We start from the raw sequence: 13,657 nt of genomic DNA on the forward strand, positions 1-13,657 counted from the left end.
ATGGGATATCACGATTACTCCAGTTTGATTGGGATCTTATTTTCTTGCAAGTCCCTAACCAGTTTGATTATGAACCAACCTACACTTTTTGATTTAGAAGCTTTTACTAAAACTGGATCTTCTCCTGTTTACGTTTACGATCCTGCTTGGGATAAACTCGATACCCGCCAAAACAGTCATAGTGTTGGGGGGCAAATTTCAGAGTCGGAATCTCGGTGTGAAAGTGTTGGGGAGCAAGTAACTAGCAACACTCTTAATACTGTTATTCCTAGCAGTGTAGGAGTTAGCTTTGATACTGTAAAATCTGCCCCCCAACACGATACGCACTGGGTAGAGAAATACTGGGTAGAGCGCTCTGGTAATAAATATTGGTATTTTCGGTACTGTTGGATGACGGGCCGCAAGATTAACCGCCTTTACCTGGGTAGTGTAGACAGTATCATTGCCAAGCGCAAAAAGGCAGATGTGGAAATTGCGATCGCGGATGGTAAATTACCATTTGAGATAAAGGACTTGATCCGAGGCTGGAAAAATGAATCGCCCCTCATGCCCAAGGTGCAACGGAACAACACTAATCTTTAAAAACGGCAGCTACAAGTTATCCGACAACACCTTAGTGCAAAGGTGGTATTGTCAAAAATGCCGCAAAGCCTTTAATCCTTCAACACTTCTGGAGACTCCCGCAGCAGTTCTTGAAGTTTCCGCATCTCGTCCCAGGTACGAGCGGTAATATCTGGTTTGGCGAAAAGCTGGGTAGAGCGGTAATTCTTGGTTCTCCAAGCGATGTAGCGGTCAATTATGAGGAGGAAATCCCCTATCAGCATGGGGATTTTTTCGGACTCATTGAATATCAGGTTGGAGTCAACAGACCTAGCGTAAGCCAAAATGTCATGCTCCAGCACAATCGGCACGCGGATCAATTTCGTCTTGCCAGCATTCCACCCAGCCTCCCAAGTCGTCGATTTCCGGCCACCTTTGCTCATGTTTATCACGTCTATTGCGTGTTACAAGGCAATATATTACAAGAATTCAGAGTTGGAGTATGACTAAAAATCCACATCTTAGCGATACAGATGTTTTCGAGAGTCTTGACAAAATAATTCCCGACACCCATGAAATGAGGCTTATCGGGTTAATTGAAGCTTGCAAAATAATTCAAGTTGACCTCAATCTCGGCAGAATTGATGCAGCTATTGAGTTTTTAGCATTCGCTCTAGCTGAGTCCGAAAAACCTCTCAAGTCCCCATGCCCCATGCCCAATGACAAATGACTATATAGTGTCAAATATTCTCAACCAGCACAAGCTGTGCTGATGCCTCCACAAGTAGGGTGAAAGTCTTGATTTATCGTGATATTTTGCTTAAAAGCAAATTTTTTATTGGGAGTGAATTTCATTAAGTACTCAAAAATGAAAAGCGATCGCCTTGTGAGCGAGCGATCGCGTTGCATCATAAATGTTGATTTAGTCCAGAATATTTGCAATTGGCAAGCTTTGTCACAGATTCACAAATCTGGGTAAACCCGATCAACTTCATCCCATGCCTGAGAAGCTAAATTCTCAAGTGCCATAGCCAGCATGAGAGGATGATCGTACTCGCCCTGCTGCAAGCGGTCGAAAAAGATTTCGATTTGCAGGAATAGGAGGTTGGGGTTCATAGAGTAGCGATCGCGCCCCGGCGCTCGTCCATTTCAATTTCAAAATAAGGGTCAAGTCCTTTGTTGTCGCGGTGTCCGGTGAAAGTGCGGATGATTTCTTTAGAAATGCCACTTTTCCGCAATTTGTTGACCATACTCCTCCTGGTGCTATGGGTCGAAATTCCCTTAGCCTCAAATCCGGCGTCATCTGATGCCCGCATGAAAATGTCATAGGCATTTTTCCAACAGATTGGCTTAGTTCCGCACCTTGAGGGGAATAACCACTCGCTATCCGTTTCTGGCTGGTATCGCCCTAGGGATTCCTTCAAAATGTGGTGTACCGGAATTTCTGTCGTTTCAGCCGTCCCGTCTGGTCTGTGTTTCCTGATAATGGCGGGGAAGATGATGTCTTCTTTAGGTTTGCGTTCCCCAGTGCGCGAGTCGTAAACATCGCTCACCTTGAGTTGAACTAGGGCCCCCCATCGTTCACCAGTGAACCAAGCCAGGTCTAAAAGCAATCTGTACTTCTCAGTTCGGATCTGCCGTCTGATTTTTGAATATTCACCATCTGTTAATACGGCAGCTTTTCCCTTTCTGTTATTCTTTGGCATAGATATAAAAAATAAAGTTTGCATATTCCGCTTTTACCTGGTTCAGAGGTGAAAGTGGAATTCCCTAGATATTCACTACTCGTAAATATTCGCTCAATCCTAATGCTGGCAAAGGATACACGGCATCAGTGAATGTTCCACTTCTACATAAAAGTGGAACATTTACACAAAGAATGATTAGCCATACAACAGATTTATTCACTTCATCAATATCTGTTTTATGCCTCAGCCGATAATTACTGATTTATTCGGAAATGGTTCAACTTTTTCAGGTACACCAAAAATTTTGGCAGTTCCTCTAACAGCACTTCCAGCATTAACTAGCGCTAATCCCACAGCATTAGAAATTTATGCAGCTATTATACAAACTGCCCATACATGGATAAATGCCAACACAGACACAACAGTAATGGCAGCGAGTGACCTAACAATAAATTCTCCCATAACTCGTAATGGTACTGCAAAAACTCAATTTCAATATGCAGCCAAATTCTATGGGAATTACACTGCCCCAATCTTTGACCCTAACGCTGTTTAAAACAACTATTTATGCCTACAGCAACAGATCCTCGCGGGTGTGAGGGCACATGGCAACTTTATGATAATTGGAGTGGACACCCCAGTTTTTCAGGACTTGATACTTATGCCGGTTTCGAGCTTGATGACCCAACTTGGCAACGCACATCAGGTTCTAATGTAGCTTGGAGCCTCGTCGCAGTAGGAACAGATGGACGAGTCATAGCCTCAACACCAGGAATTAATGACCCAAGCAGTACGCTTTACTCTTCTAGCAAAACTTTTGTTAAAACCGATTCCAATTGTGTTACCCCAAGTCCTGACACAAAGTATGATTGCATCAACGGAAAATGTATTGTCAAAACTCAATATAACACCCCAGGTTTGTATCAATCTTTGGCAGATTGTCAAGCTGTTTGTGCAAATGGTGGAGCTTGCGCCGAGGGTAAACAATGCGTTGACCCGACAACATTTTGTCCATTAGATAAAGTGTGCATTGACAAGGGAGAATTTGCAGATGCAGAAGCAATAATAGCCAAGATAAATAGTGAGGTCTGCTGATGTCTGGCGCTGGGCAATCCCTTCTTGCTTCTCTCTCAAATATTAGCAATTGTTCCGGACATCAGTGCGACTGCTGTCAGCAACTCCAAAGTCAAATAGATGAATTAAGAAACCTAATTAATAATTCAAACAACGGAAATCTTCAAGGTGAAATTGACGCATTAAAGCATCAGTTAGCTGATGTCTATCGCCAATTAGCCCAAGATGAAATTCAAATTGGCAACATAGAGACTGAACTACATGATTTAGAAGCAAAATTAATTGCAGTTGGGGCAGGGATTGCCGCAGTAGTAGCAGTGGTGGCAGCTCCATTGATTGCTGCTGCTCTTGAAGGTGTATTTGCAGCGATCGCGGCAATAGGTGCAGAAGTAGCAGCAGCAGTGGCAGCAGCAGCAGGGCTTCAAGCCGAGATTGTTGTTATGGAAGCTGAAATTGTTGGAGTTGGAGCGACGGCTGGGAGCGCTCTTGCAATTGCTACCGCTGCACAAGGCGAAATAGGCATTTTAGAAGCCGAAATCGTTGCGATTGGTGCTACTGCTGGTAGTGCGTTGACGTTGGCTGGCACAGCTGAAGGTACAGCCGGTAGTGCTTTAGCTTTGTCCGGTTCGACTCAAACCGAGCTTGTAGGCTTAGAATCTCAAATTGTTGCCGTTGGGGGTACGGCAGCTACTGCTTTGGCAACCGCTGAAACTGCTGAAGCTACAGCCCTTCCGTCCCTTACATTAGCTCAAAAAGCTGATGCTACCGCCACAGCTTCTTTATCAATTGCAGAAATTGCTCAAATCCTTGCTGGCACGGCCCAAGAGACAGCAGTAGCCTCTGGTGCAACGGCCACTACTGCATTAGGGACAGCAGAGACAGCAATTACCGAATTGCAACCAATTGCAGCACAAGTTCAAGCCCAGCAAGCAGAGCTTGCATTTTTAGAACCATCTGTGAAAGTGGCTCTTAACTTAGGTACTGTGGCCGAGGGCGAGGCGGCGGCGGCAATGGCACTTGCAGAAACTTCCCAAGCTACAGCGACAACCGCTTTAAATTTAGGAACTGTAGTTGAGGGCGAGGCGGCGGCGGCAATGGCACTTGCAGAAGCTTCCCAAGCTACAGCAACAACTGCTCTAAATTTAGGAACTGTAGCCGAGGGCGAGGCGGCGGCGGCAATGGCACTTGCAGAAACTTCCCAAGCTACAGCGACAACAGCTTTAAATCTTGGTACTGTAGCTGAAGGAGAGGCAACCTTAGCATTAGCTACAGCCGAATTAGCCTTAGCAAAACCATTAATTCCAGGACCACCAGGGCTTGAAGGTCCTCCTGGAATTCCAGGAGAACCTGGAATCAATGGAGAGCCAGGCCCCCCAGGTTTTCCAGGTCAGCCAGGACCCGAAGGAGCGCCAGGACCTCAAGGTGAACCCGGAGTGCCAGGTCAGCCAGGACCACAAGGTGAACCCGGACCTCAAGGTGAACCCGGAGTGCCAGGTCAGCCAGGACCACAAGGTGAACCCGGACCTCAAGGTGAACCCGGAATACCTTTACCGCCATTACAAGGACTTCCAGGAGAACCAGGACTACAGGGTGAACCAGGACCCCAAGGTGAACCCGGATCCCAAGGCGAACCCGGCACACCTGGTCAACCAGGACCACAAGGCGAACCCGGCGAAAAAGGAAAAGACGAGGAAGTGAAATACTCTACAATTGATGTCCCTTACTTTATTAATTGCAGCGCTGAACATGAACCAAATTATGGATCGGCAACTATAAGCGTCATCGCTGGGACAGAAGCTCAGGAATTATTAAATTTCCAACAGATGGCTCAAATTGCTGGAGAGCAATGTAAAACAAGAAATCCAGACACGACAAATATAACAGCGATTGCTTCCTTGCCTGAACGCTATCAACTTTCACCAGAAGGACATTGCCCACAACTAGTTTGCTTATACCGTGAATTAAAAGAAGATGGTTCGCTTGGGAATGATTGGTATCCAATTACAATTCCTCATCCATTGAATACTTCTGAAACTGCACAAACAGTATTACCCAATTACAAAAAGGGATCTTGGGAACTAATACTGACTTTAAAAGACAATAGCAAAGTATTTGTAAACGCATTCTCAAAAGATGAAGCAGAACAATACTTAACAATTATTAAGCAAAGAATTGATAGCGCATTTTTAGAAAATTCTTTTACAAAAATAGGGCAAAGAAAAGGACAAGCACTCAAAGAAATAAACGCCAAAATGGTGCGGGCTGATTATTACCCGAAAGGCACTGTTTTATCTAAGCCGGAATGGTCAAAAAAATTTACGTAATCAGCATCGTTGTAGCCTCGTTGTGCATACGTTAATACGGAGCCTTAACCGCTCCGTTCGTTGGACAGTCGTTGTACAGCCTAAAATGCAATGTAATAACTGCGACAACGCTATCAGTGTAACGAGAGAAACTTAGTATATGGCAAATCTGAAATCTTATTTATTAGTAATTGACAGTATCAATTACGCATTACACCTTGACAGCAATATTTATGATGGCATTAAAGAAATGGTTGGTTTGAGTGATATGCCTGCTACTCCTCCCGCATCTCTTAGGCAGACTTCTATAGCAGAACTAGAAAAGAATGGATTAGCTCATAAAATTAGCGTCGGACTTGCAGGGACAGCAAATGGCAAGATTACAAAACGCAAAATAGTTATGTGTCCGTCTACAAAGCCATTCAAAAATATGATTGGTAAGCAGATTAATAGCCTTTTTGTGAAATCTGCCAGCGTCAAAACGCATCGCAATTTTATCTAATTAATAACAATAACTAAATAATAGGAGAAGCATGGCTGGACTTTATTCAACATTAGCGGTTACTGGAACTCAACTTGCGATTGATGCAACTGAAAAACCGTTTACATTTTATTTTCGAGGAGCAAAAGAACTTTACAAAGATAATGAGTGGTCAACAGCTACAGGGATTAAGGATGTTACTGCAACTCATGCAGGGCAAGTTGTTCTTACAGATATAGGCGATCTACTTTTACATGGTATTGTTCGGACTGCTGAAGTTGAAATTAAAGATTCTGACACGGGCAAAGTTCTTGCTATAAAAAGAGTACGCTACGCCGGATCTAAAGCTTCAACAGTTGAAGAAAAAAAAGCTGATGGTGGAGTTGTTGGATTAACTTGGAAGGGATCTGGTAAGTTTAATGGCAAGCCAGTGTCAGCAGTAATTGAAACTAGGAAAATGATTGTAGATTAAGCTTTGTGGGTGCAAATTTTTGCACCCATGACTATATTTATGAATACTACACAATCAACAATAATCGCTACATCAAGCCCAGCAATTACAGTTACTCTAGAATCTGTTGGCGTTTTTACTGGTACTTTAGTAAGTATTTGTGTATTAGGAACTTTAGCAATAAAGCTTGTTAACAATCTTAATAACATTTCAACCTCAATTACTCAAATAAAAGAGGACTTGAAAGAACATGCTAATAATGCTGAAAAAATTAGAGAGTTAAATCACAAGCTTGACTTGCACATTCAGGACTACATAAACCGAAAGGACACCATAACCCTGTTAATTGCTCAAGTCACACAAACGGTTGAACATCGAACCAACCGCCTCTACACCTCTATGAAGGATATTGAAAATTTCTTGCAGATACAGGGAACTTTTAAAATTAGGGAGTTTCAGGATTTACGCAAGATGGAAGAAGAAGATCCTTTTAATAAGCTTTAACTGTTTGGGAATACTACGAACACATAAACCACGGATTAATCAAATGTCTAAATCCACCCTCAATACCTTATCTACAATTGCTGGACTGGTTGCAGCCAGTTCTAGTTTACTAGGAAATACTGGCTTAATTAATCACGGTCTAGCAACAGTTATTAGCAGTGTTGCTACAAGCTTTCTTGGCTATTTAGTGCAGCGACCAAGTGAAATAGTATTACCAAGGGAGATGCCAAGGCACTGGGGTTCTTTTTATGCGTCTTCATAAAGAATTGGTATCAGTCCTAAAAACAATTAATCGGAGAACAACGTGAAAATAGCGATTATTGCTAAAACATTAATTACATCTATAGGTTTGTTAACTTTGTTTGCTCCAAGTCAAGCATCAGCTCAACTGATACCGCAACCTTGGGTTTCAGTTGGTGGAAAAGATGGTGATATCACTTATGCTGTCGGAGCTAGGGCTTTGAATTTCGGGGTTGAGGTAGGAACTGGTGCTGATGGTGCTACGGGAGTAGATGTTTTAAAATTTATCAATTTGCCTGTAATTTCACCTTATGTAGGAGTTGGACTTTATTCAGAGGATAAAGGCGTTGCAGTTTCAGGTGGCGTTCAGGTAGGTGCTACTAATAACGTTTTTGTTGGTGCTGGTTACAATTCTATTCGTGGCTTTAACGGGCAACTGGGAATAAGATTTTAACAGTTACCAGTTGTTTCATCGCTTGGGTTTAAGTCGCCATCCAGGTGAATAGTCAGAGACTGGGAACGAGGTAATGTCCTCAAGACCAAAAGCTATCATCTAGAACACAATTTTGAGCACAGACAACACCATTTAGCCACCCATTTGCTATACAATATCCGTATAATCTTCAGATAAATCGTTTGTCACGATAAAATGCGTTTTGTCGGTGGAGACAGTTAACCGGAGGCTCTGTCTGCAAAGTCAAAGTTGTAAAGGATTTTTAAGAAATCAACATCCTTTAGAAAACGAAAGACGTAACCCTGAAATAATGATCAAAAGTTCAGAATCATAGATTTTGTAGTTTGCAGACACACCTTATACAGGTGTAAAAAAGAGTTTCACACTGCTTTTAAGTACAACTAATTTAAGGATGGGTAGCTGATATGGTGGCATTAAATGGAGTAAATTTTTTTGCCGGAACTGACGAACCCGATTTTATAACAGGGACTGCGGGAAATGATGCTTTATTCGGCAAGAAGGGTAATGACTCACTGATTGGTTTAGCTGGTGAGGATGCACTAAGCGGTGGTGATAATGATGATAATCTCAGGGGTGAAGCTGGTGATGATAACTTGGATGGTGGTAGGGGTAATGATGCACTGAATGGTGGTGATAATAACGATACGCTAACTGATAACAATGGCGACAATACGCTGAATGGTGATGCAGGTAACGACACACTGACTATTTCTGGTGAAGGTAAAAGCACGCTAAATGGTGGCGATGGCAATGACAAGTTGACTGTTGAGGGTAATGACAAAGGTGTCTACACCCTAAATGGTGAAAATGGTACGGATGAGTTAAGGGGTGGCGCTGGTGAAAATACACTAGACGGTGGTAATGATGATGACAAACTGTTTAGCGGTACTGGTATCAATCGGCTGAGTGGCGGTAATGGTAACGATGAATTGTACTCTCAAGGCCCGATAGACTTGTTGACTGGTGGTGCTGGTAATGATAAATTTTATGTTTCGCCAGACAATCCGCCTAATATTACGGATTTCGGAACAGGTTTAGATAAAGTAGTATTTGCCGCTGCTGCATTAATTGTAACTACTGGGTCACTACCTATAGGTGACCTTGACCCTGCTTTATTTACTATTGGGGCGGGTCCATCGACTGATACTACGTATTTTATCTACGACGATACATCTGGTCAAGTATTCTTTGACCCAGATGGTATTGGTTCCGCATCGCAAAGGCTGGTTGCGCAGCTCTCAGCAGGAGCGCCCTTGGATAGTAGTGGTATTTCCATTGCCGAATTCTAAAAAACAATGCACCAATGCGCCGAATTTATCGGTGGATTTAGGAGGATCTAGAACGTTTTGATACCTACAATATGACTTTTAAAACATTCTCTTAGGCCCCAACTAATTCAATTAGTAATTAATATTATGCAGGGGGAATAACCGAAATTGAGATTAGTTCTCTGACATGCTCTGCGGAATATTGTTGTAATGCTGATGCCGCGATCGCTTCACTTTCAACTATACTTAAGCGAGCGATCGCCTGCTTCACTCTAGGTATACTTTGAGGATTTACGCTCAACTCATCCAGCCCTAAACCTAATAAAATTGGTGTCGCTAAAGTATCTGCTGCCAATTCTCCACATAATCCTACCGAAATCCCCGCTGCATGGGCAGCTTGGATAATTTGCTGCACCATTCGCAATACGGCTGGATGTAGTGCATCAACCAAATTTGCCACGCGGGGATTAGTGCGATCGCTAGCCATGACGTACTGACTCAGATCGTTAGTCCCTATACTAAAGAAGTCTACTTCAGCAGCTAACTGATCGGCGATCGCTACTGCTGACGGAACCTCCACCATAATTCCTACTTTCATCGTTGCATCAAAGGAAATACCAGCTTGATTTAGTTCAGCCTGCACTTCACCCAAAATTACCTTAGCTGCACGCACCTCTGTCACCGTAGCAATCATCGGCAACATGATTTTAATTTGGTGTCCCACACTGGCTCTCAAAATTGCCCGTAACTGAGTTTTGAACAAATCCAAATGATCTAAACAGAAACGAATTCCCCGCCAACCTAAAAAAGGGTTAGCTTCTCTTAACCCTACTCTGATATAGGCAAGCGGCTTATCACCACCGACATCGAGAGTACGAATAATTAGCGGACGATTATCTAAAACTTGAGCGATCGCCTGATAGACTAATAATTGTTCTTCTTCAGTCGGAGCGCTTGTTCGGTCTAAATACAGAAACTCAGTGCGGAGTAGTCCCACACCTTCTGCACCGCTAGCCACAGCAACTTGCACATCATTTATACTACCAATATTGGCGAAGACGCTAACTTGCCGACCATCACGAGTAATCGCTGGCTGATGTGCGGTAGCTCGTGCTTCCTGTTGGGCAGTTTGCCAAGCTGACTGCTTTGCTGTCAGTAAATCCAGGATATCTGATTCTGGTTCTACCCAAGCTCTGCCACTTTCACCATCAAGTGCCATTAGTGTACCATCAGCCAAGTGCAACACCTGGGCATCTACTCCCAAAACTGCCGGAATACCCAACGTTCGGGCGATAATGGCACTGTGGGAAGTGGCGCTACCAGAAGTAGTACAAATACCCAACACCTTAGTTGGATCTAGTCCAGCCGTATCTGAGGGGGTTAAATCAGTCGCTACCAAAATCGCCGGTGACTCAAGATGCAGGTTAGCCGCAGCATTCCCAGCTAGTAATCGTAGTACTCTTTGCCCAACATCTACAACATCGTCAACTCGCTCTTGCAGATAAGAATCCTCAAGTGCGCGGTAGGAAGTGGCTACTTCATCGACTACAGCTTGCCAAGCTGCTTCAGCATTGATATGGTTATCTAAAATGCGCTGATGAGCCGCTGACAACAGTACTGGATCTTCTAAAAATAGTAGTTGGGCATCAAAGATGGCGGCTTCAGCATCACCAATTTGCAGAGATGCTTGTGAGAAAACTGCTTGAATTTCTTGTCGGGCAGTGTTAATCGCTGCCTGTAATCTTTGCCACTCTATATCAGGATCGTCTACGTGGTATTCCGTAATAGCAACGTGAGTGGGTTGATAACTAACAACAGGTGCGATCGCTACTCCTGGAGAAGCTGCAATCCCTGAAAGTTCGCCGTGAGTTGTTGGTGTAACTTCATGGTGAAATGCTGGTGGAGAATTCAAGGCAACATTATCTTCACCAAAGTTATTGGCAAATAATGCGTGCAATGCTTCCAGCGCCTCATCTGCATCAGAACCAGTGGCAGTAATCAGCAGTTCGTGTCCTTGACGCACCCCTAAAGTTGTGACTTGGTTAATACTGTCACCCCTGACTAGCTCAGTATTTCTCGTTAAATTCTGCACCAGAATTTGGGAGTGAAACCGGGCTGCGGTTGCTACAAACTGCGCTGCGGGGCGGGCGTGTAATCCTAAGCGATTGCTCACAATCAGCCGAATTTCTGGCGTTGGCGATTCTATATTGGTTGTTATTGGGCTGACAACCAACAAAGGACTACTAACTACACCCAATTGAGTTGCTTTTGCAAGGAGTGCGCCGCGTGCTTCTGCCATAACTTGGTGAATATCTCTACCAGCCGCCGCCGCCACTACAGCAGCGATCGCACCTTCTACTAGAGGTGCTTCACACAAATACACTTTCTCCTGCTGTGCTTCTGGCAGAAACTCGATTGCCATTTCCGCACTCAGCAAAGCACTACCCAAATCCATTAACACCAATACACCATCATCAGAAAAAACAGAAGCGATCGCCTCATAAACCTGAATCGGATCTGTACCCAATGGATTTTCCGAATCTTCAATACCTGCTGCAACAGCAATGGGAACTTGGCCTTGAACCATCTGCGCGGCGAGTTCCCGCACACCCAAAGCTAGTTGTTTACTGTGAGAAACGATAACAATTGCGATCGCGGCCACACCGTCAACCTTGTTGAGAGGTTTGCGTTTAGCTAGTTATCCATTTCATTTTCCCGTTCCGCTACAATTGCAACTGCCCGAAAATATTCCGGTCTTTCCAGCTAGAAATGCGAATAAAATAGCCTTCTTTTATGGAAATACGTGGTGTCCATTCATAAACTCCATCGCTAGCAGTAGGGGAAGAAATGTTTTGGATAAGTTTGTTCCCATCGTACAACTTAATCGAGACATCACCGCCAAAATTATCCTGCCACAATATTAAAAAAGGTTGATCTTTCTTTGGAAGTACTTTACCAACTGGCTGACTGATCAAGATTTTTGGCGCAACCTGATTTTTGCTTTTTTTACGGAATCCCAGATAAGGTAAATGTCGGAAAGTCGGATTTTCTTGCAGATTAGACAGTTGGGGAACAATAATGTTTCCCTTCTGGGAATTGAACAAATAAATTGATCTGCCGCCGTCAACGGTAATAATATCGCCTTTGACTCCTACATTTAGAATGAAATAGCCCTGCTACCGCTTAAGAAAATTAGAGTATTCCAATGCCTAGAAAAATCCATCCCAAGTTACCAGTTTCTCTCCGAAAAAAGACTAATGCAAATATACCTATCATCGTTGCCAAAACTGAAGCTGTAGCAGGTAAGCTCCGATAAAAATATGAATAGTAACCGCTAACAAATATGATGTTTTGACCAAAAAAGTATAATCCTGTGAAAAGTAGAATTAAACCATAAGTTTGATTAACAACCTGCCCATAATATTTTGATATTTTTAATGGCTGAAGCCAATTTTTATCCGATTATAGTGGGGTTTTTAAATCTTGCCAAATTTTACCTTAAGAGATATTTTTTACGTAAATATACTTAAAAAATATCTCGGCTGTCTGAAAATGTCAGTACAAGTAATGTTGATTACATCAAGTAGTCCTTGCCAGCGTTTTATCAAGGTGCTTTAATAGCGATCGCATTCTGCAAAACAGTCTCACTTACAGAATATGTACAAAACATGCAGCGACTCGACATCGCTGCTGGTGTTGATAAAATTACAGACTCAAAACATTAAACTCAAAGATATGACAAGCTAGTAGCATATCTTTGACACTAAATTCTCCCCAAAGCTGAATAGGAGCATACATGGAGCCAATTATTGCTATAGTTTTAGCCCTTATAGGTTATGCATTAGGTTCTGCAAAACTGATTAATCAAGGAAATGAAGCCCTAGTCGAACGTTTAGGGCGGTATCATCGGAAACTTAAGCCGGGACTGAACTTTATTGTTCCCTTGGTCGATCAGATTGTGATGGAAGATACTACACGAGAGCAGTTTTTAGACATCAAACCTCAGAATGTGATCACCCAAGACAATATTTACGTAGAAGTGGACGCTATTGTATACTGGCGCATTAGAGATATCGAGAGAAGCTTTTACGCGATTGAGGATCTGCAAGGGGCATTGACACAGATAACCACAACCACGCTGCGAGAAATCATTGCTCAAAATACCCTAGAGCAGACCAACGTCTCTAGAGCGGAGATGGACTCAGCTATCTTAGACCAGTTGAATAGTATAACGGCAGATTGGGGAGTTGATATTCTCCGGTTAGATATTCAGAGAATTACTCTACCTGAAAGTGTCCGAAAGTCTAGGGAAGAGGAACAAGCCGCCGTCATCAAAAAACGGGCACTGATTACCGAAGCAGAAGGGGAAAAGGAAGCTGCGATTAAGAAAGCAGAAGGAACTATGGCTTCAGTGCAAATCATTTCTCAAGCTCTACGTTCCAATCCTGACAGTAGGGATATTTTGCGGTATCTTGTGGCTCAAGATTACGTAGATGCTAGCCAAAAACTTGGTGAGAGCAGTAATGCCAAAATTGTCTTTGTAGACCCAGCTAACTCAAGTGAAATGTTTCAGGAGTTGATAGCCGAGTCGGTAACTCAAGAAGGTAATGGCAAAAAAACCGAAGAACGGTAG

The 13,657-nt window shown here is 43.2% G+C and carries 18 protein-coding genes; 12 read left to right on the top strand and 6 right to left on the bottom strand.

Annotation, left to right across the window (positions count from 1 at the left end; translation table 11 throughout):
- The first annotated feature begins 69 nt into the window (after positions 1-69).
- Positions 70-582, top strand: coding sequence for a DUF4102 domain-containing protein (locus tag HWQ40_RS04260; protein ID WP_292775153.1), 513 nt, complete (start codon positions 70-72; stop codon positions 580-582).
- A gap of 71 nt (positions 583-653) precedes the next feature.
- Here HWQ40_RS04260 and HWQ40_RS04265 read toward each other — a convergent pair whose 3' ends face one another.
- Positions 654-992: a hypothetical protein gene (locus tag HWQ40_RS04265; RefSeq protein WP_292775154.1), complete on the bottom strand. Its 339-nt coding sequence runs from the start codon at positions 990-992 to the stop codon at positions 654-656.
- Between the two features lie 50 nt (positions 993-1,042).
- On the opposite strand from HWQ40_RS04265, the gene HWQ40_RS04270 reads away from it, so the two are divergent.
- The gene (locus tag HWQ40_RS04270; RefSeq protein WP_292775155.1) at positions 1,043-1,270 is read left to right on the top strand and encodes a hypothetical protein; all 228 of its coding nucleotides are present in this window, start codon (positions 1,043-1,045) and stop codon (positions 1,268-1,270) included.
- Positions 1,271-1,290: 20 nt separating this feature from the next.
- Here HWQ40_RS04270 and HWQ40_RS04275 read toward each other — a convergent pair whose 3' ends face one another.
- From HWQ40_RS04275 to HWQ40_RS04285, 3 genes are read right to left on the bottom strand one after another with little or no spacing between them, the layout of a single operon-like run.
- Complete coding sequence (locus tag HWQ40_RS04275) at positions 1,291-1,482, bottom strand: hypothetical protein (RefSeq protein ID WP_292775157.1); 192 nt, start codon at positions 1,480-1,482, stop codon at positions 1,291-1,293.
- Positions 1,483-1,503: 21 nt separating this feature from the next.
- Complete coding sequence (locus HWQ40_RS04280) at positions 1,504-1,656, bottom strand: hypothetical protein (RefSeq protein WP_292775158.1); 153 nt, start codon at positions 1,654-1,656, stop codon at positions 1,504-1,506.
- Positions 1,653-2,270 (bottom strand): tyrosine-type recombinase/integrase, encoded by a 618-nt coding sequence (locus HWQ40_RS04285; RefSeq protein WP_292775159.1) that lies wholly within the window; start codon positions 2,268-2,270, stop codon positions 1,653-1,655. Before HWQ40_RS04285 ends, HWQ40_RS04280 begins: the two co-directional genes overlap by 4 nt.
- A 196-nt stretch (positions 2,271-2,466) precedes the next feature.
- On the opposite strand from HWQ40_RS04285, the gene HWQ40_RS04290 reads away from it, so the two are divergent.
- The 9 genes from HWQ40_RS04290 to HWQ40_RS04330 all read left to right on the top strand — a co-directional run bounded on the left by HWQ40_RS04290 (position 2,467) and on the right by HWQ40_RS04330 (position 9,045).
- Positions 2,467-2,784, top strand: a complete 318-nt coding sequence (locus HWQ40_RS04290; RefSeq protein WP_292775160.1) for a hypothetical protein — start codon at positions 2,467-2,469, stop codon at positions 2,782-2,784.
- An 11-nt stretch (positions 2,785-2,795) separates the two neighbouring features.
- Complete coding sequence (locus HWQ40_RS04295; RefSeq protein ID WP_292775161.1) at positions 2,796-3,323, top strand: hypothetical protein; 528 nt, start codon at positions 2,796-2,798, stop codon at positions 3,321-3,323.
- Positions 3,323-5,626, top strand: a complete 2,304-nt coding sequence (locus HWQ40_RS04300) for a hypothetical protein (RefSeq protein ID WP_292775162.1) — start codon at positions 3,323-3,325, stop codon at positions 5,624-5,626. Before HWQ40_RS04295 ends, HWQ40_RS04300 begins: the two co-directional genes overlap by 1 nt.
- A gap of 139 nt (positions 5,627-5,765) precedes the next feature.
- Entirely contained in the window at positions 5,766-6,107 is a 342-nt protein-coding gene (locus tag HWQ40_RS04305) for a hypothetical protein (protein WP_292775163.1), read from the top strand.
- Between the two features lie 31 nt (positions 6,108-6,138).
- Positions 6,139-6,558, top strand: a complete 420-nt coding sequence (locus tag HWQ40_RS04310) for a hypothetical protein (protein ID WP_292775164.1) — start codon at positions 6,139-6,141, stop codon at positions 6,556-6,558.
- Between the two features lie 39 nt (positions 6,559-6,597).
- Complete coding sequence (locus tag HWQ40_RS04315) at positions 6,598-7,041, top strand: hypothetical protein (RefSeq protein WP_292775165.1); 444 nt, start codon at positions 6,598-6,600, stop codon at positions 7,039-7,041.
- Between the two features lie 43 nt (positions 7,042-7,084).
- A complete protein-coding gene (locus tag HWQ40_RS04320; RefSeq protein WP_292775167.1) occupies positions 7,085-7,303 on the top strand; it encodes a hypothetical protein in 219 nt (72 codons plus the stop codon).
- Positions 7,304-7,345: 42 nt separating this feature from the next.
- The gene (locus HWQ40_RS04325) at positions 7,346-7,735 is read left to right on the top strand and encodes a hypothetical protein (protein ID WP_292775168.1); all 390 of its coding nucleotides are present in this window, start codon (positions 7,346-7,348) and stop codon (positions 7,733-7,735) included.
- Positions 7,736-8,160: 425 nt separating this feature from the next.
- On the top strand, positions 8,161-9,045 hold the full coding sequence (locus HWQ40_RS04330; protein ID WP_292775169.1) for a calcium-binding protein: 885 nt from the start codon (positions 8,161-8,163) through the stop codon (positions 9,043-9,045).
- A gap of 124 nt (positions 9,046-9,169) precedes the next feature.
- On the opposite strand, the gene ptsP is transcribed toward HWQ40_RS04330, so the two are convergent.
- Together ptsP and HWQ40_RS04340 are read right to left on the bottom strand one after the other, a co-directional pair.
- The gene (gene ptsP, locus HWQ40_RS04335; protein WP_292775170.1) at positions 9,170-11,686 is read right to left on the bottom strand and encodes a phosphoenolpyruvate--protein phosphotransferase; all 2,517 of its coding nucleotides are present in this window, start codon (positions 11,684-11,686) and stop codon (positions 9,170-9,172) included.
- A 61-nt stretch (positions 11,687-11,747) separates the two neighbouring features.
- Positions 11,748-12,128 carry a hypothetical protein gene (locus tag HWQ40_RS04340; RefSeq protein ID WP_292775171.1) on the bottom strand — a complete coding sequence of 127 codons (381 nt, stop codon included), beginning with the start codon at positions 12,126-12,128 and terminating at the stop codon, positions 11,748-11,750.
- A gap of 692 nt (positions 12,129-12,820) precedes the next feature.
- Here HWQ40_RS04340 and HWQ40_RS04345 point away from each other — a divergent pair.
- Positions 12,821-13,657 carry an SPFH domain-containing protein gene (locus HWQ40_RS04345; protein WP_292775173.1) on the top strand — a complete coding sequence of 279 codons (837 nt, stop codon included), beginning with the start codon at positions 12,821-12,823 and terminating at the stop codon, positions 13,655-13,657.

It is taken from the genome of Nostoc sp. NMS9, assembly GCF_017114995.1.
In the GTDB taxonomy this organism is placed as follows: Bacteria; Cyanobacteriota; Cyanobacteriia; order Cyanobacteriales; family Nostocaceae; genus Nostoc.

Coding starts and splice junctions, on each gene's coding strand:
- HWQ40_RS04285 (WP_292775159.1), bottom strand. CDS start 2,270: ATGCAAACTTTATTTTTTATATCTATGCCAAAGAATAACAGAAAGGGA.
- HWQ40_RS04260 (WP_292775153.1), top strand. CDS start 70: ATGAACCAACCTACACTTTTTGATTTAGAAGCTTTTACTAAAACTGGA.
- HWQ40_RS04305 (WP_292775163.1), top strand. CDS start 5,766: ATGGCAAATCTGAAATCTTATTTATTAGTAATTGACAGTATCAATTAC.
- HWQ40_RS04295 (WP_292775161.1), top strand. CDS start 2,796: ATGCCTACAGCAACAGATCCTCGCGGGTGTGAGGGCACATGGCAACTT.
- HWQ40_RS04280 (WP_292775158.1), bottom strand. CDS start 1,656: ATGAACCCCAACCTCCTATTCCTGCAAATCGAAATCTTTTTCGACCGC.
- HWQ40_RS04310 (WP_292775164.1), top strand. CDS start 6,139: ATGGCTGGACTTTATTCAACATTAGCGGTTACTGGAACTCAACTTGCG.
- HWQ40_RS04345 (WP_292775173.1), top strand. CDS start 12,821: ATGGAGCCAATTATTGCTATAGTTTTAGCCCTTATAGGTTATGCATTA.
- HWQ40_RS04315 (WP_292775165.1), top strand. CDS start 6,598: ATGAATACTACACAATCAACAATAATCGCTACATCAAGCCCAGCAATT.
- HWQ40_RS04300 (WP_292775162.1), top strand. CDS start 3,323: ATGTCTGGCGCTGGGCAATCCCTTCTTGCTTCTCTCTCAAATATTAGC.
- HWQ40_RS04320 (WP_292775167.1), top strand. CDS start 7,085: ATGTCTAAATCCACCCTCAATACCTTATCTACAATTGCTGGACTGGTT.
- HWQ40_RS04270 (WP_292775155.1), top strand. CDS start 1,043: ATGACTAAAAATCCACATCTTAGCGATACAGATGTTTTCGAGAGTCTT.
- HWQ40_RS04290 (WP_292775160.1), top strand. CDS start 2,467: ATGCCTCAGCCGATAATTACTGATTTATTCGGAAATGGTTCAACTTTT.
- HWQ40_RS04330 (WP_292775169.1), top strand. CDS start 8,161: ATGGTGGCATTAAATGGAGTAAATTTTTTTGCCGGAACTGACGAACCC.